This is a genomic window from Ponticoccus sp. (in: a-proteobacteria), from assembly GCF_048381735.1.
In genome coordinates this window covers 509,471-526,758 of the sequence record NZ_JBLXGL010000001.1, presented here as the reverse complement: position 1 = coordinate 526,758, position 17,288 = coordinate 509,471, and the positions used below count along the sequence as shown (strand labels likewise).

The following is a 17,288-nucleotide window of genomic DNA, read 5'->3' as shown; positions in this document are numbered from 1 at the left end:
TGAGTGTCGTCTAAAGCCAGGGCCCGCCGTCCGGCATGAAGGCCAGATCGGTCACCGCCCCCTTGGCCCCCGCCGCCGTCAGCATGGCGTGGATCTGTCCGCGATGGTGGGTCTGGTGGTTGAACATATGCACGATGCACAGGGTCACGGGCTTGGCGAGGGTTGCCCTGGTCAGCCCCGAGTACCACGTCAGCTCGCCCGCCAGATCCACCGCGCGCAGGCGCTCGGCCCACAGCAGGATCTCTGCGTCGGTGCGGTAGCGGGCCATCTCCCAATCCGCCGGGGTGGCGCAGAAGCTGGTGCTTTCGCTGCCGGGCACCGTCGGCCCCTTGGTGCCGGTCAGCCGCGACAGCCACATCCGGTCGCCCCAGAGCAGGTGGTTGGCCGTGGCCAGAAGCGACCCGAAGAAGGCGCCGCGCTCGGCCCGCAGGGCCTCCTCGTCCAGCCCGGCGAAGGCGGCGATCACCTGCCGGTTCTGCCAGGCGTTGTAGCGCGCCATGGTCACGCAATACTCCGGCGTCACGATCATGCAGCAGCCCCCCGCATTGCCTGCCCCTCCGGCAATTCACTATGCAGAGCGACCGGTCGAGGGCAAACGCTTTCCCTTCGGTTGCCGGCAGCGCGCTGCATGACGGCCAGACCCGCAGCGCAGCATCCCGGAAAACCTTGCCGCCACGCGATGCCAGACCAGCGTATAAAGGGGGGCCGCCGCTCCCCTGCCGCAACACGGGGGCAGCGCGGCCTCTCGATGACGCTGAGCAACGCCGCCCCGTGCATGGCACGGCGGCGCACCGCGACCAGCGCCCCGGATCACGGCAGGCAGGCCGGTCCGGGCGCCGCCCCTGCCCGGCTTCAACAAGGCGAGACATGTCCCCCGATACACCGCCGCCCCGAACGGCGTCAGGGATCGGGCACGGGCCCCTCTTCGGGGAAGGCCATGTTCGGGGAAGACCGTGGGGCCAAAAGCAAAAGCCCCGCGAAACCGCGGGGCTTTCAGCTTCAAGTTGGTGCGGTCGAGAAGACTCGAACTTCCACGGGAGTTACCCCACAGCGACCTCAACGCTGCGCGTCTACCAATTCCGCCACGACCGCACTGTCCTGACTTGGTGAAGCGCCTCTTAACGAAGCCCAAAGGGGATGTGAAGAGGAAAATTGACCCCGGGCCGCATTGTGCCCCGCCGCCGCAGCGCGTACCCCGGAAACAGGTCCCTTGCAGGAGGCTCTCATGGTAGAGTGGAAGATCAGCGACGGCCTCGTTCCCTACGAAGAGGCTGTCTCGTTCATGGAAGACCGCGCCGCCGCCATCGCCGCGGGCGCGGCGGAGGAATGCGTCTGGCTGCTGGAGCATCCGCCGCTTTACACAGCAGGCACCAGCGCGCGGCGCGAGGACCTGACGGACCCGGGCCGCTTTCCCGTCCACCAGACCAAGCGGGGCGGGCAGTTCACCTACCACGGCCCCGGGCAACGGGTGGTCTACGTCATGCTGGACGTCGGCAAACGAGGCCGGGACGTGCGCTGTTTCGTGCAGGATCTGGAACGCTGGGTCATTGCCACGCTTGGTGAATTCGGCCTGACCGGTCACATCCGCGAGGGGCGCGTCGGCGTCTGGATCGAGCGCCCGGACCGGCCCCGCACCGCCTCGGGCGCCATGGCAGAGGACAAGATCGCCGCCATCGGCATCCGCCTGCGCAAATGGGTCAGCTTCCACGGCATCTCGATCAACGTCGAGCCCGAGCTGGACCATTTCGACGGCATCGTGCCCTGCGGCATCACCGAATACGGGGTGACCAGCCTCGTGGACCTCGGGCTGCCGGTGACGATGGACGACCTCGACGTGGCGCTGCGCCACCAGTTCGGCGAGGTCATGGAACGGAAAACGCCGCGTGCCTGTCCGGTCTGACAGGCACGCGGCGTCTGGAGATGCGGGTGCGGGCGCCGGGGAGATCGCCCGGCGCGCTCAGAGGTCGGCGCGCATCAGCGCATGGTCGCGCGGTTGGCGAAGACGTGCAGCAGGATATCCTCGCGGCTGAGGCCCATCGAGGCAAGCTCGGCGTCGGATTTGGCGCGCAGCTTGGCGATCTGCTCGGTGCGCTGGCGATAGCGGCGGTCGAAGGGCGTCTCGAACATGCGCTCGATGCGCTGGCGCAGGGTGGAGCGGTTCGAAACGAAGCTGTGGTCGAAATAGGCCATTGTCAGGTTCCCCGGTCTGTCTGGCGCCGCGCCGTCGCGGCAGTTGCTGGGATAACGTTAAACCCGCAGCCGGGTTCCCCGACAGTCCGGCATTCCCCACCCCGCGCGCCCCGTCCATCGCGCGGCAGCCGAAATCTTTGAAAGATTTCGGACCGCTTTCCGGGTCGGAAAGCGCCCCTGCCGCAACCGGGTGCGACAAAATTGTTTGATCTGCGTCAAAAGCCTCCATTGCCCGCAGGTTGGTCACATCCTAAAAAGCCGCAGAGTTTCGGCGTGGGCGGATTCCCTCTCGCGCCTCTGACGCAGGCACCAGCAGGAGGCACCAAATGGCAGACGCCGCCATTCACGGCCATGAGCACGAGGACAACCGTGGGTTCTTCACCCGCTGGTTCATGTCCACGAACCACAAGGATATCGGTATCCTTTACCTGATCACCGCGGCCATCGCAGGCCTGATCTCGGTGATCTTTACCGTCTACATGCGCATGGAGCTGATGAACCCCGGGGTTCAATACATGTGCATGGAGGGCATGCGCCTGTTCCCGACCGCGGTCGAGAACTGCACGCCCAACGGCCACCTCTGGAACGTGCTGATCACCGGCCACGGCATCCTGATGATGTTCTTCGTGGTCATTCCCGCGCTGTTCGGCGGCTTCGGCAACTACTTCATGCCGCTGCAGATCGGCGCGCCGGACATGGCCTTCCCGCGGATGAACAACCTGTCCTACTGGCTTTATGTCGCCGGCACCACGCTGGCGGTCTGCTCGGTCTTCGCGCCGGGCGGCAACGGTCAGCTGGGGTCTGGTGTGGGCTGGGTCCTCTATCCGCCGCTCTCGACCAACGAGGCCGGCCTCTCCATGGACCTTGCGATCTTCGCGGTCCACGTCTCGGGCGCCTCGTCGATCCTGGGTGCGATCAACATGATCACCACCTTCCTGAACATGCGCGCCCCGGGCATGACGCTCTTCAAGGTTCCGCTGTTCTCGTGGTCGATCTTCGTCACCTCGTGGCTGATCCTGCTGTCGCTGCCGGTTCTGGCGGGCGCCATCACCATGCTGCTGACCGACCGCAACTTCGGCACCACCTTCTTCCAGCCCTCGGGCGGCGGTGACCCGATCCTGTACCAGCACATCCTGTGGTTCTTCGGCCACCCGGAAGTGTACATCGTGATCCTGCCCGGCTTCGGCATCATCAGCCACGTCATCGCGACCTTCGCGCGCAAGCCGATCTTCGGCTACCTCCCGATGGTCTGGGCGATCATCGCCATCGGTGCTCTGGGCTTCGTCGTCTGGGCGCACCACATGTACACCGTCGGCATGTCCCTGACCCAGCAGAGCTACTTCATGCTGGCGACCATGGTCATCGCGGTTCCGACGGGGGTGAAGATCTTCTCGTGGATCGCCACCATGTGGGGCGGCTCGATCGAGTTCAAGACGCCGATGCTCTGGGCCTTCGGCTTCCTGTTCCTCTTCACCGTGGGCGGCGTCACCGGCGTCGTGCTGAGCCAGGCCGGCGTCGACCGCGCCTATCACGACACCTACTACGTCGTGGCGCACTTCCACTACGTGATGAGCCTCGGCGCGGTCTTCGCCATCTTCGCGGGCATCTACTTCTACTTCCCCAAGATGACCGGCCGCATGTACAGCGAGGCGATGGGCAAGATCCACTTCTGGACCTTCTTCATCGGCGCCAACCTGACCTTCTTCCCCCAGCACTTCCTGGGCCGTCAGGGCATGCCCCGCCGCTACATCGACTACCCCGAGGCCTTTGCCTTCTGGAACTACATCTCGTCCTGGGGTGCGCTGCTGTCCTTCGCGTCGTTCCTGTTCTTCTTCTACATCGTGTTCCACGCCCTGACGCGCGGCGCCAAGTCGACCGAGAACAACCCCTGGAACGAATATGCCGACACGCTGGAGTGGACCCTGCCCTCTCCGCCGCCGGAGCATACCTTCGAAATCCTCCCCAAGCGTGAGGACTGGGACAAGTCGCCCGCCCACCACTAAGCGGCGCGGCCAAACAAACCGAAAGGCCCCGACACGTGCGGGGCCTTTCCTGTTGAAGGGTGACGCCAATGGCCGCCCCGGACCACTGCAAGGAAGCCTTGGCCATGCAGGATTTCACCTCGATGACCGCGGACGACACGCTGGCGCGCCTGAACGCGATGCCGCGCCGGGCCGCGCGCCGGGCCATGCAGCGCCTGATCTACCGCAAGTCCAGCCGCCCCGCGGATCTGGCGCAGCAGATGGCGCTGCTGCGGGCGCTGGCGCGGGCCGAGCCGCTGGACCGCTTCGGCCGGACCTATGCGCTGATCGCCTGCGCCCACAAGGCCTGCGAGACGGTGGATACCGATATGCTCGACAGCATCGACGCCGAGCTGCACGAGACACTGGACTGGGCGCGCGCCCTGCCCCAGCGCAACATCCTGCGCCGGGACGGATTTCACCTGCGCTACTCGGTGCTGAACGTGCTGATCGGCAGCGCGCTTCTGCGCGACGCCGGGGATCTGCCCGCGCTGGCCGCCACGGCGCTGAGCGAGCTTGACCGCCTGTCGCCGCGCCGCGCCTCGTCCTACCTGTTCAATTCCAGCAGCAACGTGGTGAAGACCGTCTGCCTTGCGGTGGCGCTGGCGCCCGGCAATGCAGCGCATGTGCACCAGCAGCTGCGCCGCCTGATCGACCTCAGCCTCGGCCTTGTGCACATCCACCAGATGCTCGAACCGCTGACCCGGCGCTTCGGGCCACGGCGGCTGGAGGCGGTCTCTCCCTCCTCCGCCTACGCCGAGTTCGAAGCCACGCAGAAACGGCTCTTCCTGCTGGAGGATCTCTGCCGGAACCCCGGGGATGCGGCCCTGCGGCGCCGCCTTGCCATGGCCTCGGTTGGGCGCAAGACCGAGGCCCAGACAGCCGCCATGATGGCGGCGCTGGACCGGCACCTGTAGACATCGCGAAACGGAAAACCAGCTCCCGAAGGCAGCGGACAGACCCATGCCCTACCACTGGACAGACACAGGCCCCGACGCGCCGCGCAGGCTGAGGCTCTGGCCGCATAACTCGCTTTCGGCGCGCGGCTTTGCCATCATGGTGCTGGGCTTCTTCCTCTTCGCCTCGATCCCGCTCTACGGCTTGCTCGGCACGGTCCTTCTGTGGGGGCTGCTGCCCTTCATGCTTGCCGCCACGGCGGGGCTTTACTATGCGCTCCGGCGCAATGCCTTCGACCGGCGGATCGTCGAAGAGCTGACCATCACCCCCGACCGGACGACCCTGATCCACACCGATCCGCGCGGCGCGGAGCAGCGCTGGGACGCCAATACCTACTGGGTCAGCGTGACGATGCACGAGACGGAGGGCCCGGTGCCCTACTACGTGACGCTCAAGGGCGCCGGGCGCGAGGTCGAGGTCGGCGCCTTCCTCTCCGAGGAAGAGCGCATCGCACTCTATGACGAGCTGCTGCGGGCCTTTGCCGGGATCACCGCGCCCGAAGGGTCGGCACCGGCCCCCTGAACCCGCCCATCCCCTTGATATTTCGGCGCTTCACCGGAAAGGCGCAGGATTACCCTTGCATGCGCCCCGGCCTTCCGGCACCACCTCTGTGTCAACCGGGCCCCGCGCCTCTTCCGTCCACCCCCGATCAGGACCCCGTGAAACCATGGCGCAGGCCCCCGCAACCGCCAAGACCCACCGCGCCGCGCTGATGCTGGCCGCCGCGCTCGGGCGCGCGGACTGGGCGCATTGGCTGAAGCCGGTGCCCAGCGAAGCGGCGGCGCTGGCGCTGCGCGGCGCGCTCTCGACCCGGGTGCCGCCGCTGCGCAAGCAGGTGGTCTTCCTGATCCCGCTGGTCGGCCCCGATCAGGTCGGCGACTGGCAGGCGGTGACCGACCGGCTTCAGGCAACGCTGCACTGCATGCGCACGCAGGACGATCCGCACTGGCAGGCCGTGATCTGCTGTCAGGAACGGCCGCCGCTGCCCGACGATCCGCGCATCCGCTTCCTGCCCTTCGACGATCCCGAGCCCGGCAACGACAAGTGGCGCAAGCTGGCGGCCCTGACCGGCCACCTTGACCAGATCGCCCCCGCCCCCTGCTACGTCATGAGCTTCGACGCCGACGACCTGCTGCGGCAGGGAACGGTGCGCGAGATGCTGCGGCGGCAGGCGCCGGGCGGCTACCTGGTCCAGGCGGGCTACGTGATGGACGATGCAACCGGGGTGATCGCCCTGGCCGATGCGCCGGACCTGAAACAGCCGATGCGCAAGCCGTTCTGGAAGCTTTGCGGGTCCTGCGCCGCGGTGGCCCATGACCCCGATCTGCCGCAAAGCGCCGCCTTCCTGCAGGCGATGACGCAGCACGAGCACCGGATGTTCCCCTACCTCGGCGCGCTGGCCGGGCGTCCGCTTGCGCCGCTGTCGCAGCCTTCCGTGCTTTACGTGCTGAACCATGGCGAGAATTTCGGCGCGCGGCGCGGGCGGGTCGGCTTCAAGACCCGCTTCGTCGAGCGCTTCCGCATCGACGATCCCGATGCGCTTGCAGAGGTCGCCGAGGGTTTCCCCGTTCCCTAGACCGGGTCTGCGCCCCAGAGCACCGGCGGCGAGGCCGCGCTTCAGGGGGGCCATCCGATGGATGGGGCAGCCCCCCGATTTTGTCACCGCAGACCTTCGCGGCGGGCGGGCACCGGGCCGTCAGCCCGCGGCGAGGCGGTCCTTCACCCGGGCGCCGACGGCGCCAAAGTCCATCTGGCCGGTGTACTTGGTCTTCAACACGCCCATCACGCGGCCCATATCGCGGATCGACTCGGCGCCGACCTCGGCCACCGCCGCCTTCACCGCCGCGTCGATTTCCGCCTCGTTCAGGGCGCGCGGCAGGAATTCCTCGATCACCTCGATCTCGGCCAGCTCCTGTTCGGCAAGATCCAGTCGGCCGCTTTCCTCGTAGGTCTTGGCGCTTTCGCGGCGCTGTTTGACCATCTTGCCAAGGATGCCCAGCACCTCGGTGTCGTCGACGCCGGTCTCGTGACCCTCGGCCCGGACCGCGATATCGCGATCCTTGATGGCGGCGTTGATCAGGCGCAGGGTCGACAGGCGCCCCGCCTCGCGGTCCTTCATCGCCTGCTTGACCGCCGCGTTCACACGCTCTCGCAATTCCATGAGCCTTATCCCCAGTCTCATATCACAAGATTGGCACCCTATACCGAAACCCGCCCCCGCGCAACCAAACCCAAAAGCGCCAAGTTCTTGAATTTTCTAAATTTATCATTTCAGCCACCCCCCTTGACCCCTGCCCCGCGCCGCCTTAGGTTCCGCGCGATTTGCCCCCAGCCCCGGAGTCTTCCCATGCCCACGCCAGCGCCGACCGCCTGTCTTGCCCTTGCCGACGGCACCCTCTTCTATGGTCAGGGGTTCGGGGCCACCGGACAGACCACAGCAGAGCTGTGCTTCAACACCGCCATGTCCGGCTATCAGGAAATCATGACGGACCCGTCCTATGCGGGCCAGATCGTGACCTTCACCTTTCCGCATGTCGGCAATGTCGGCGTGAACCCGGAAGACGATGAAACGCAGGATCCGGTGGCCGCGGGCATGGTGGTCAAATGGATGCCCACGCAGTCCTCGAACTGGCGCGCCGCGCAGGAACTGGGCGACTGGCTGGCCGCGCGCGGGCGCATTGCCATCGGCGGCGTCGACACCCGGCGCCTGACCCGGGCGATCCGCCAGTCCGGCGCGCCGCATGTGGCGCTGGCCCACAGCCCCGACGGCAACTTCGACATCGCCGCGCTGGTCGCGGCCGCGCGCGGCTTCCCGGGTCTGACCGGGCTCGACCTCGCCAAGACCGTGACCTGCGCGCAAAGCTACCGCTGGGACGAGATGCGGTGGGCCTGGCCCGAGGGTCACCAGCGCCAGACCGAGGCGCGCCACAAGGTCGTGGCCATCGACTATGGCGCCAAGCGCAACATCCTGCGCTGCCTCGCCTCTGCCGGCTGCGAGGTCACGGTGCTGCCCGCCTCGGCGACCTATGACGATGTCATGGCCCATGATCCGGCGGGCATCTTCCTGTCCAACGGCCCCGGCGACCCGGCGGCCACCGGCGAATACGCCGTGCCGATGATTCGCGACCTTCTGGACAAGACGCAGCTTCCGCTCTTCGGCATCTGCCTCGGTCACCAGATGCTGGGGCTGGCCCTTGGCGCGCGCACCATCAAGATGAACCACGGCCACCACGGCGCCAACCACCCGGTGAAGGACATCGAGACCGGCAAGGTCGAGATTACCTCGATGAACCATGGCTTTGCCGTGGACAGCCAGAGCCTGCCCTCCGGCGTGGTCGAGACCCATGTCTCGCTTTTCGACGGCTCGAACTGCGGGATCCGCATGGCCGACCGCCCGGTCTTTTCCGTCCAGCACCACCCCGAGGCAAGCCCCGGGCCGCAGGACAGTTTCTACCTCTTCGAACGCTTTGCCGCGTCGATGGATGCCGCCTGAGCAGAGCGATCCGCGTCAGGTCTTGCCAAAGGGTTAACGGCGGGCAGGTTTTTCCCGCCGTTAACCTTTTGATATTAGGAAAAAATTAAGCAAACGCCCGCCATAACACCGGTATCCGCAATCATGGGGTACTGGTGATGACACAGCACCGCCTCCTTTCGGCAGAGGCAAGGCGCGCACAGGCCGCCGATCAGCGCGGTCAGCCCCTCAGTCATATCCTCATCGACGATGGCGCTGTCGCCGCGTCGGACATGCTGCGCGCCCTGGCAAAGGCGCAGCGGTTCGACCAGCCGGTGTCGCATATCGTCGCCGCCGAATCGCTGGCCACGCCCGACCAGGTGCTTTCGGCGCAGGCGCGCAGCTACGGCGCCCTTGCCCTGCGCCGCGATGTGACGCCGCCCGATGCGGCGCTCGACGGGCTTCTGGCACCGGATTTCTGCCTGCGGCACGGCATGCTGCCCTGGGTCCGGCTGGGCGATACGCTGGTGCTGGCCACCGCCCGCCCGGCAGAGTTTCCGGCCCTCCTGCCAAGGCTACCTTCGGACATCGGCCCGGTGATGTTGGCGCTGGCGACCGAGGCCGATATCCATGCCGAGATCGCCGCACGCCACGGCGCCGCCATGGCGGTCGAGGCCGCGCACCGCGTGGCCCCGGACGAAAGCTGCCGCGACCTGAACCAGTCCAGCCCGCAGCGGCAGGCGGCAGCCATCCTTGCCGGGGCGGCCTTCATCGCCCTGCTGATCTGGCAGCCCACGGCGCTTTTTGCCGGGGCGCTCCTGCTGGCCCTGGGCTCTCTGATCCTGTCGCAGGGGCTGAAGCTGGCGGCGCTGCTTGCCGTGCCCCGACGCACCGCCGTTGGACAGGCGGACCTGCCCGAGGTGCTGCCGACGGTGACGATCCTCGTGCCGCTCTTCGACGAGAAAGAGATCGCCGCGACGCTGGTCCGGCGCCTGTCGCGGCTGACCTACCCCAAGGCACTGCTGGAGGTGGTGCTGGTGCTGGAAGCCGAGGACGCGATGACCCGTGCCACGCTGGCCCGCACCACCCTGCCGCCCTGGATGCGCTGCGTCTTCGTGCCGCCGGGCGAGGTGACGACCAAGCCGCGCGCCCTGAACTACGCGCTGCGCTTCACCCGGGGCGAGATCGTCGGGATCTACGATGCCGAGGACGCGCCCGCCCCCGACCAGATCGAGCGGATGGTGGCGGCCTTTGCGCAGGCTACCCCGGATGTCGGCTGTCTGCAGGGCATCCTCGATTACTACAACCCGCGCGCCAACTGGCTATCGCGCTGTTTCACCATCGAATACGCCAGCTGGTTCCGGGTCATGCTGCCCGGCCTCGCGCGGATGGGCTTTGCCGTGCCGCTGGGCGGCACATCGGTCTTTCTGAAGCGGGCCGTGCTGGACCAGGTCGGCGGCTGGGACGCCCATAATGTGACCGAGGACGCGGATCTGGGCTTGCGCCTTGCCCGCTACGGGTATCGCACGGAACTGTTCGCCTCGGTCACCCGCGAAGAGGCCAACAACCGCCTGTGGCCCTGGATCAAGCAACGCTCACGCTGGCTGAAGGGCTACGGCATCACCTGGTGGGTGCACACGCGCCGCCCCGTCAGGCTTTGGCGCGCGCTTGGGCCAAAGCGCTTCCTGGGGGTGCAGCTGCTGTTTCTGTGCACGCTGATGCAATTCGCCCTCGCGCCGGTGCTCTGGTCCTTCTGGATGATCCTTCTCGGCCTGCCGCACCCGCTGGACGGGCATCTCACGCCCGAGGCGGTGTTCTGGCTGACCGGGGTCTTCCTCAGCGCCGAAGGCATCTCGATCCTTCTGGGGATCGCGGCGCTGGCCCGCAGCCCGCACGCCGGGCTGATGGGCTGGGTGCCGACGCTCTTCGCCTATTTTCCGCTGGGCACGCTGGCGCTTTACAAGGCGCTCTGGGAAACGCTGCGCAGCCCCTTCTACTGGGACAAGACCATGCATGGCCGCTCGGCGCCCGACGGCCCCGGCGCCGACTTGCCAACCGACAGCTCGTTATGAGCCGGTCGTTATGAGCCGGGCGCTTCGGGCCAGGCCCGCGCCATCCCGCGGCCGGCGACGGGCCGGGCACCGATCAGGCCTCGGCGGCATCCTGCTTCAGCCGGGTGACGAAGGCGACAGAGATGTGATCCCTCAGCGCGCTGTTCGCGGCCGCCTCGTCGCGGCAGGCGATCGCCTCGACAATGGCAAGATGTTCGGCCAGCGCGATCTCTCCGCGCCCCTGCGCCGCCAGCGAGGTGGTCGCCATCAGCGCCATGGAGCGGTAGACGAGATCCAGCTGCTGGACGAGAAACCGGTTGTGCGAGGCAAGGTGGATCTGCTTGTGAAACCGCCGGTTGGCCCGCGCCAGCGCGGCGGGATCGTGCAACAGCGCCCGGTCGTCGGCGACCATGTCTCGCAGCACCCTGACCTCTTCCTCCGTGGCATGGCGGGCGGCCAGCCGCGCCGCCAGCCCCTCCAGCTCTGTGCGCACGGCGTAAAGCTCGGCCATCTGGTTGTGATCCAGCGAGGCCACGATCAGCGACCGCCCGTCCCGCGCCAGCAGCGATTGCGTTTCCAGCCGCTGAAGCGCCTCGCGGATCGGCGTGCGCGAGACCCCGAAGCGGTCGGCCAACTCGCTTTCCACCAGCCGGTCGCCGGGCCGGTAGACGCCGGAATCGATGGCGTCGAGGATCAGCGTATAGGCATCCTTTTGCGGCGTTCTGCCCTGTGTCATGACCCTCTCCCCTGTCGTTGCGACACGATACCCGTCTCGCGCGACCATGTTCAAGCCGAAGCCAGCCCCCGGCCATCCAACCGGGCCTGCCGCGACATTTCGCCCCTCGCAGCCAGCGGCCCGAGTGATAGCTCCTTGAAGGGGAACCGACGCATGTCGGCACGACTCGGGCAGGAGAAGGACCATGGACTGCGATATCCTCGTGTCTGGCGGTGGCATCGCCGGACTGACAGCCGCCGCCGCCTTTGCCGGGGCGGGTTTCCGGGTGGTCTGCGTCGACCCTGCGCCGCCGGTGACCGACGCCACGGCAGAGACCGCCGACCTGCGCACCACCGCCTTCCTGCAACCGGCCCGCGCCTTTCTGGACGCCGCCGGTCTCTGGGACAGGCTGGCACCCTTTGCCATGCCGCTGGAGGTCATGCGCATCGTCGACGCGGGCGGGCCAGAGGCGGAGCCGCGCGTGATGCGCGATTTCGCCGCCTCCGACCTCTCCGATGCGCCCTTTGGCTGGAACCTGCCCAACTGGCTTCTGAAGCGCGAGCTGTCGCAGCGCCTGTCCGAGCTTGCCGATGTCGACTTTCGTCCCGGCACCGGCACGGTCTCGCTGTTCACCCGCGAGGGCGAGGCCCGCGTCGGCCTGAGCGACGGCAGCCGCCTGCGCTGCCGGCTGGTGGTGGCGGCGGACGGGCGTGGCTCTCCGATGCGGCAGGCGGCGGGGATCGGCGTGCGGACCACGCGCTTCGGCCAGAAGGCGCTGGCCTTCGCGGTCACCCATCCGATTCCGCATTGCAACGTCTCGACAGAGATCCACCGGACCGGCGGCCCCTTCACGCTGGTGCCGCTGCCCGACCGCGACGGCCATCCCTCTTCCGCGGTCATCTGGATGGAGGACGGGCCCAAGGCGCAGGCGCTTCATGCCCTCGAGGTGCCCGCCTTCGAGGCGGCGATGTCGGAACGCTCGTGCCATCTTTTCGGCCCGCTGACGCTGGCCACGCGCCGGACGCTCTGGCCGATCATCGCGCAGGAAGCCGAGCGGCTGTCGGGTCAGCGCCTTGCGCTGGTGGCCGAGGCCGCCCATGTCGTTCCCCCGATCGGCGCCCAGGGCCTGAACATGAGCCTGCGCGACCTTGCCTGCCTGCTGGATCTGGCCACCGCCGCACCCGGGCGGCTGGGCGATGCGGCGATGCTGGAGGCCTATGAGCGCGCCCGCAGCGCCGACGTGCGGGCGCGGGTCGCGGGGATCACCGCGCTCAACCGGATCAGCCAGGTCTCGGCCCCGGCGATGCAGGATCTGCGGGCGGCCGGCCTGGATGTGCTCTACGGGGCGAAACCGGTCAGGACGGCGCTGATGCGGCTGGGGCTTGGCACCGGCAGCTGAGCGCAAAGCGGGCTAAGCGCGAAGGGGGCTCTGCCCCCCGGCCTTCGGCCTTCCCCCCGAGGGTATTTGCGGGACCAGAGAAGCAGCGGGCCAGTATCCTGCGGCCCGGCACCTCGCGGCACAGTGCCAGCACGGACCAACCGGCCCGCGGACCCCGGGCGCCCGCCCCGTGCAGGGCGGGCGCCCGGACCTGAGATCAGAGCACCGCGTCGACCGTGGCGCGCAGGCGTTCGACGGTGGCATCCACGTCGTAGAGCTTGTCGAGGCCGAAGAGGCCAATGCGGAAGGTCGAGAACCCCGCCGGCTCGTCAACCGCCAGCGGCACCCCGGCGGCGATCTGCATGCCCTTGGCGGCAAAGGCCTTTCCGGTCTTCACATCGGCATCGCCGGTATAGCTGACCACCACGCCCGGGGCGCCGAAGCCCTCGGCGGCGACCGATGCGATACCCTTCCCGGCGAACATTGCGCGGACCTTGTCGCCAAGCGCCCATTGTGCGTCCTTCAGCCGGTCGAAACCGTAGTCCCGGGTTTCCGCCATTGTGTCGCGGAACATCTTCAGCCCGTCGGTGGGCAGGGTGGCGTGATAGGCGTGGCCGCCGTCCTCGTAGGCCTTCATGATCTCGCGCCATTTCTTCAGGTCGGCGGCGAAGCTGTTCGAGGTGGTGTCCTGCATCCGCCGGGCGGCGCGCTCGGACAGCATGACCAGCCCGGCGCAGGGCGTCGAAGACCAGCCCTTCTGTGGGGCCGAGATCAGCACGTCGACGCCGGTTGCCTGCATATCGACCCAGACGCAGCCAGAGGCGATGCAGTCCAGCACCATCAGCGCGCCCGCGTCATGCGCGGCCTTCGCCATGCGGGTGATGTAGTCATCGGGCAGGATGATCCCGGCCGCAGTTTCCACATGCGGGGCGAAGACCAGATCCGGCTGCGCCTCGGCGATGGCGGCCTCGACCTCTTCGATCGGTGGCGGAGCAAAGGGCGCGGTGGCGCTGTTGCTGGTCTGACGGGCCTTCAGCACCGTGGTCTCTCCGGCGAATCCGCCGGCCTCGAAGATCTGCGACCAGCGGTAGGAGAACCAGCCGTTGCGGACCACCAGCACCCGGGCCTCCTGTCCGAACTGGCGGGCGACCGCCTCCATCCCGAAGGTGCCGCCGCCGGGCACCAGCGCCACCTCTGCCGCGCCGTAGACCTCGCGCAGCATGGAGGAAATGTCGCGCATGACCTCCTGAAACTGTGCCGACATGTGATTCAGCGAGCGGTCGGTGAAGACCACCGAGAATTCGTCCAGACCCGAGGGGTCAACCCTGTCCAAAAGCGCCATGGCTCTCTCCATCCTGTTCCGGCCAAGACGTAGCGGCTGGTGCACGGATTGGCAAAACCCGAATTGCCGCAGCGCCGCCCGTCCGTCCCGCCAGCCACGCGCCCCGGCGTCCCCCAAGCGCGCCGGGCGTGTCCACCCGCAGGGGCACGCCCCCGGGAATGGGCCCGACCTCCATCACCGGTGGCAAGCCCCGCCCCGGCTACAGCGGCCCCGGGCGGCGCTCTTCCGAGAGCATGACATTGGCGTCCAGATTGCCCACCCCCGGCAGCGCCATGATCCGTCGGCGCAGCACCCGCTCGAAATCGGAGAGGTCGCGCGCCACGACCCGCAGGCGGTAGTCATAGGCGCCCAGCACATGCTCGACCGTCTGCACCTCGGGGATCGCGCTGACGACACGCTCGAAGTCTTCCAGGCTGACGCGCCCCTTGGTGGCCAGCTTGACGCCCAGAAAGACCGTCACGCCAAAGCCCATGGCCTCGGCGTTCACATCCAGCCGCGCGCCGCGAAAGACTCCCGCCTCGCGCAGACGCTTTATGCGGCGCCAGCAGGCGGGCTGCGACAGACCATGCGCGCGCCCCAGCGCGCCGGCGCTTTGCGTCATGTCCCTGGCCAACGCCCGGATCAGCGCGCGGTCGATGTCGTCAAGCACGATCACAGCGGCAGGGCCTCGTTCTCGAAGACACGGGCGACATGCATCAGCGCCTCTATGTCGGTGATATGCGGCAGGGTCAGCAGGTGTTCGCGGTACAGTCTCTGGTAATGCGCCATATCCCGCGCGACAATCAGCAGGCGCACGTCCACCTGCCCCAGAAACGTCTGTATCTCAAGCACTTCCGGGACATCCCTGGCGCCCTGAATAAACTCGTCGAAGGCTCGCGGCTGGGTCTTGTCAAGGGTCACGCGCAGGCTGACCTCGACCTCGTAGCCAAGCGCCTTCCAGTCCACCACGGCCTGCACCGTTCCAATCAGCCCGCGCCTGCGCAGCCGGTCCAGCCGCCGGGTCAGGGTCGATCCGGTGACCCCCGCCCGCTCTGCGAGATCCGACAGCGCCATGCCCGGGTCCGCCATAAGGTAGCGCAGAATGCGCCGATCCGTATCGTCGAGCATGAATTCTCCAGCATTCCCCAACAAGACGCATGATTATGTTTCTTCTTGGCCCAAATACCTGAAAAACGCAAACACACTCACCACGGTCCGGCTAAAGTGCGCCCCATAGAACAAGAACCCGGAAGGATGTATCCCCATGCGCGTTTACTATGACCGCGACTGCGACGTGAACCTGATCAAGGACAAGAAAGTCGCGATCCTCGGCTACGGCAGCCAGGGCCACGCCCACGCCCTGAACCTGCGCGACTCCGGCGCCAAGAACGTCGCCATCGCCCTGCGCGAAGGCTCGGCCTCGGCCAAGAAATGCGAAGCCGAAGGCCTGCAGGTCATGGGCATCTCCGAAGCCGCGGCCTGGTGCGACGTGATCATGTTCACCATGCCCGACGAGCTTCAGGCCGAGACCTACAAGAAATACGTGCATGACCACCTGAAGGAAGGCTCGGCCATCGCCTTCGCCCACGGTCTGAACGTGCACTTCGGCCTGATCGAGCCCAAGCCCGGCGTCGACGTCATCATGATGGCGCCCAAGGGCCCCGGCCACACCGTGCGCGGCGAATACACCAAGGGCGGCGGCGTGCCCTGCCTCGTGGCCGTGCATCAGGACGCAACCGGCAAGGCGCTGGAAGTGGGCCTGTCCTACTGCTCGGCCATCGGCGGCGGGCGTTCCGGCATCATCGAGACCAACTTCCGCGAAGAGTGCGAAACCGACCTCTTCGGCGAGCAGGTCGTGCTCTGCGGTGGCCTTGTGGAGCTGATCCGCATGGGCTTCGAGACGCTGGTCGAGGCGGGCTATGCCCCCGAGATGGCCTACTTCGAGTGCCTGCACGAGGTGAAGCTGATCGTCGACCTGATCTACGAAGGCGGCATCGCGAACATGAACTACTCGATCTCGAACACCGCCGAATACGGCGAGTATGTCTCGGGTCCGCGCATCCTGCCCTACGAAGAGACCAAGGCCCGCATGAAAGAGGTCCTGACGGACATCCAGCGCGGCAAGTTCGTGCGCGACTTCATGGCAGAGAACCAGGTCGGTCAGCCCTACTTCAAGGCGACCCGTCGCATCAACGACGAGCACCAGATCGAAGCGGTAGGCGAGAAGCTGCGCGGCATGATGCCGTGGATCTCCGCCGGCAAGATGGTCGACAAAGCCAAGAACTGATCCCCGTTCACGGATCGGATCGAAAGGGGGCCCCTGCGGCCCCCTTTCTCTTTGGGGCACAGGGTTTTCCGGGGCGTGCCGGGGTCATCCGGCCCCTTGTGCCGCGTTGTTTGACCGGGCCTGCGGCCCCCTGACTGGCCGGATGGATTGGGCCCCGCCGGTCCCGACGCCCCATGCACAGCCCTTGACGGAAGACAGCACTCTGGCGCTGAAAAGGGTGCGCGGCGGCAGCACCTCCGTGCGTCCATGCGTATTGTTATGATATAACGCAATCCCGATTTGGGTGTCATGACTTACGACATCACCCAACGCGAGGGGCTTCCGCCCGAAATGCGGACCCTCTATCGGGACCTGCCACGCGACGGCTGGCCGGATCACCCGGGCTTTCACAAGGCCACCCGCCAATGGATGGGGGCACATCTGGGCTTTCGCCAGATCGGCGCGCTGCTGCAGACAGAGACAGAGCGGTTTCTGGACGGGGAGACGCCAGAGGACCTTTACGCGGAACGGCTGGGCGCCTTCGGCGGGCGGCTGGTGGGCAACCTGCACGGGCACCACGCCTGGGAGGACCGGCGCTTCTTCCCGGAACTCGAAGCCGCCGATGCCCGCTTTGCCCGCGGGCTGGAGATGCTGGAGGCGGACCATGTGGTTCTGGACGAACGGCTCGACCGGCTTACCCGGCAGGCCAACCGGGTGATCACGCTGGAAACGCTGGACCCCGCCGGCATGGCCGAAGAGGCGAAGCCGCTGCGCGACACGCTGGAGGGGCTGAACGGCTTTCTCGAACGGCACCTGACCGACGAGGAGGACCTCGTCGTGCCCATCGTGCTGCATCACCGCCTGCGGGGCTAAACGGGGCGGCGGGGCGAAGGCCCCGCCGCCTTGAACATGTGCAAATCCCGGGGCCGCCTTGCCGC

Annotated in this window: 17 protein-coding genes and 1 tRNA gene; 10 read left to right on the top strand and 8 right to left on the bottom strand. The window is 67.3% G+C overall.

Annotated features, from left to right (window positions below; all coding sequences use genetic code 11):
* Window positions 1–10: 10 nt before the first annotated feature.
* On the bottom strand, window positions 11–529 hold the full coding sequence (locus ACN5KJ_RS02470; protein ID WP_418591921.1) for a DinB family protein: 519 nt from the start codon (window positions 527–529) through the stop codon (window positions 11–13).
* A 476-nt stretch (window positions 530–1,005) separates the two neighbouring features.
* Window positions 1,006–1,092, bottom strand: a tRNA-Leu gene (locus tag ACN5KJ_RS02465).
* A gap of 133 nt (window positions 1,093–1,225) precedes the next feature.
* Between ACN5KJ_RS02465 and lipB the strand changes: the two genes are divergently transcribed.
* The gene (gene lipB / locus ACN5KJ_RS02460) at window positions 1,226–1,900 is read left to right on the top strand and encodes a lipoyl(octanoyl) transferase LipB (protein ID WP_418591920.1); all 675 of its coding nucleotides are present in this window, start codon (window positions 1,226–1,228) and stop codon (window positions 1,898–1,900) included.
* Between the two features lie 74 nt (window positions 1,901–1,974).
* Here the strand turns inward: lipB and ACN5KJ_RS02455 are convergent, their stop codons facing one another.
* Window positions 1,975–2,190 carry a hypothetical protein gene (locus ACN5KJ_RS02455; RefSeq protein WP_206564912.1) on the bottom strand — a complete coding sequence of 72 codons (216 nt, stop codon included), beginning with the start codon at window positions 2,188–2,190 and terminating at the stop codon, window positions 1,975–1,977.
* 326 nt (window positions 2,191–2,516) lie between these two features.
* Between ACN5KJ_RS02455 and ctaD the strand changes: the two genes are divergently transcribed.
* The 4 genes from ctaD (at window position 2,517) to ACN5KJ_RS02435 (ending at window position 6,744) form a co-directional block, all read left to right on the top strand.
* The gene (ctaD, locus tag ACN5KJ_RS02450) at window positions 2,517–4,193 is read left to right on the top strand and encodes a cytochrome c oxidase subunit I (RefSeq protein WP_418591919.1); all 1,677 of its coding nucleotides are present in this window, start codon (window positions 2,517–2,519) and stop codon (window positions 4,191–4,193) included.
* A gap of 104 nt (window positions 4,194–4,297) precedes the next feature.
* Window positions 4,298–5,128 (top strand): hypothetical protein, encoded by an 831-nt coding sequence (locus ACN5KJ_RS02445; RefSeq protein WP_418591918.1) that lies wholly within the window; start codon window positions 4,298–4,300, stop codon window positions 5,126–5,128.
* A gap of 46 nt (window positions 5,129–5,174) precedes the next feature.
* Window positions 5,175–5,690: a DUF2244 domain-containing protein gene (locus ACN5KJ_RS02440; RefSeq protein WP_418591917.1), complete on the top strand. Its 516-nt coding sequence runs from the start codon at window positions 5,175–5,177 to the stop codon at window positions 5,688–5,690.
* A gap of 145 nt (window positions 5,691–5,835) precedes the next feature.
* Entirely contained in the window at window positions 5,836–6,744 is a 909-nt protein-coding gene (locus ACN5KJ_RS02435) for a hypothetical protein (protein ID WP_418591916.1), read from the top strand.
* Between the two features lie 120 nt (window positions 6,745–6,864).
* Here ACN5KJ_RS02435 and ACN5KJ_RS02430 read toward each other — a convergent pair whose 3' ends face one another.
* The gene (locus ACN5KJ_RS02430) at window positions 6,865–7,329 is read right to left on the bottom strand and encodes a GatB/YqeY domain-containing protein (protein ID WP_418591915.1); all 465 of its coding nucleotides are present in this window, start codon (window positions 7,327–7,329) and stop codon (window positions 6,865–6,867) included.
* Between the two features lie 186 nt (window positions 7,330–7,515).
* Here ACN5KJ_RS02430 and carA point away from each other — a divergent pair, with 186 nt between their 5' ends.
* Complete coding sequence (gene carA, locus ACN5KJ_RS02425) at window positions 7,516–8,661, top strand: glutamine-hydrolyzing carbamoyl-phosphate synthase small subunit (protein ID WP_418591914.1); 1,146 nt, start codon at window positions 7,516–7,518, stop codon at window positions 8,659–8,661.
* Window positions 8,662–8,798: 137 nt separating this feature from the next.
* Window positions 8,799–10,691 carry a glycosyltransferase family 2 protein gene (locus ACN5KJ_RS02420; protein WP_418591913.1) on the top strand — a complete coding sequence of 631 codons (1,893 nt, stop codon included), beginning with the start codon at window positions 8,799–8,801 and terminating at the stop codon, window positions 10,689–10,691.
* 73 nt (window positions 10,692–10,764) lie between these two features.
* On the opposite strand, the gene ACN5KJ_RS02415 is transcribed toward ACN5KJ_RS02420, so the two are convergent.
* Entirely contained in the window at window positions 10,765–11,406 is a 642-nt protein-coding gene (locus ACN5KJ_RS02415; RefSeq protein WP_418591912.1) for a GntR family transcriptional regulator, read from the bottom strand.
* A 184-nt stretch (window positions 11,407–11,590) separates the two neighbouring features.
* Between ACN5KJ_RS02415 and ACN5KJ_RS02410 the strand changes: the two genes are divergently transcribed.
* Window positions 11,591–12,784, top strand: coding sequence for a UbiH/UbiF family hydroxylase (locus ACN5KJ_RS02410; protein ID WP_418591911.1), 1,194 nt, complete (start codon window positions 11,591–11,593; stop codon window positions 12,782–12,784).
* Window positions 12,785–12,980: 196 nt separating this feature from the next.
* Here ACN5KJ_RS02410 and ACN5KJ_RS02405 read toward each other — a convergent pair whose 3' ends face one another.
* From ACN5KJ_RS02405 to ACN5KJ_RS02395, 3 genes are all read right to left on the bottom strand, one after another.
* Window positions 12,981–14,105: an aminotransferase class V-fold PLP-dependent enzyme gene (locus tag ACN5KJ_RS02405; RefSeq protein WP_418591910.1), complete on the bottom strand. Its 1,125-nt coding sequence runs from the start codon at window positions 14,103–14,105 to the stop codon at window positions 12,981–12,983.
* 199 nt (window positions 14,106–14,304) lie between these two features.
* Window positions 14,305–14,760, bottom strand: coding sequence for an Lrp/AsnC family transcriptional regulator (locus ACN5KJ_RS02400; protein ID WP_347167400.1), 456 nt, complete (start codon window positions 14,758–14,760; stop codon window positions 14,305–14,307).
* On the bottom strand, window positions 14,757–15,212 hold the full coding sequence (locus tag ACN5KJ_RS02395) for an Lrp/AsnC family transcriptional regulator (RefSeq protein ID WP_418591909.1): 456 nt from the start codon (window positions 15,210–15,212) through the stop codon (window positions 14,757–14,759). The genes ACN5KJ_RS02400 and ACN5KJ_RS02395 overlap by 4 nt, the downstream gene beginning before the upstream one ends.
* A 136-nt stretch (window positions 15,213–15,348) precedes the next feature.
* Here ACN5KJ_RS02395 and ilvC point away from each other — a divergent pair, with 136 nt between their 5' ends.
* Both ilvC and ACN5KJ_RS02385 read left to right on the top strand, forming a co-directional pair.
* Window positions 15,349–16,371 (top strand): ketol-acid reductoisomerase, encoded by a 1,023-nt coding sequence (gene ilvC / locus ACN5KJ_RS02390; protein ID WP_418591908.1) that lies wholly within the window; start codon window positions 15,349–15,351, stop codon window positions 16,369–16,371.
* Between the two features lie 288 nt (window positions 16,372–16,659).
* Complete coding sequence (locus ACN5KJ_RS02385; RefSeq protein ID WP_418591907.1) at window positions 16,660–17,223, top strand: hemerythrin domain-containing protein; 564 nt, start codon at window positions 16,660–16,662, stop codon at window positions 17,221–17,223.
* Window positions 17,224–17,288: the final 65 nt, after the last annotated feature.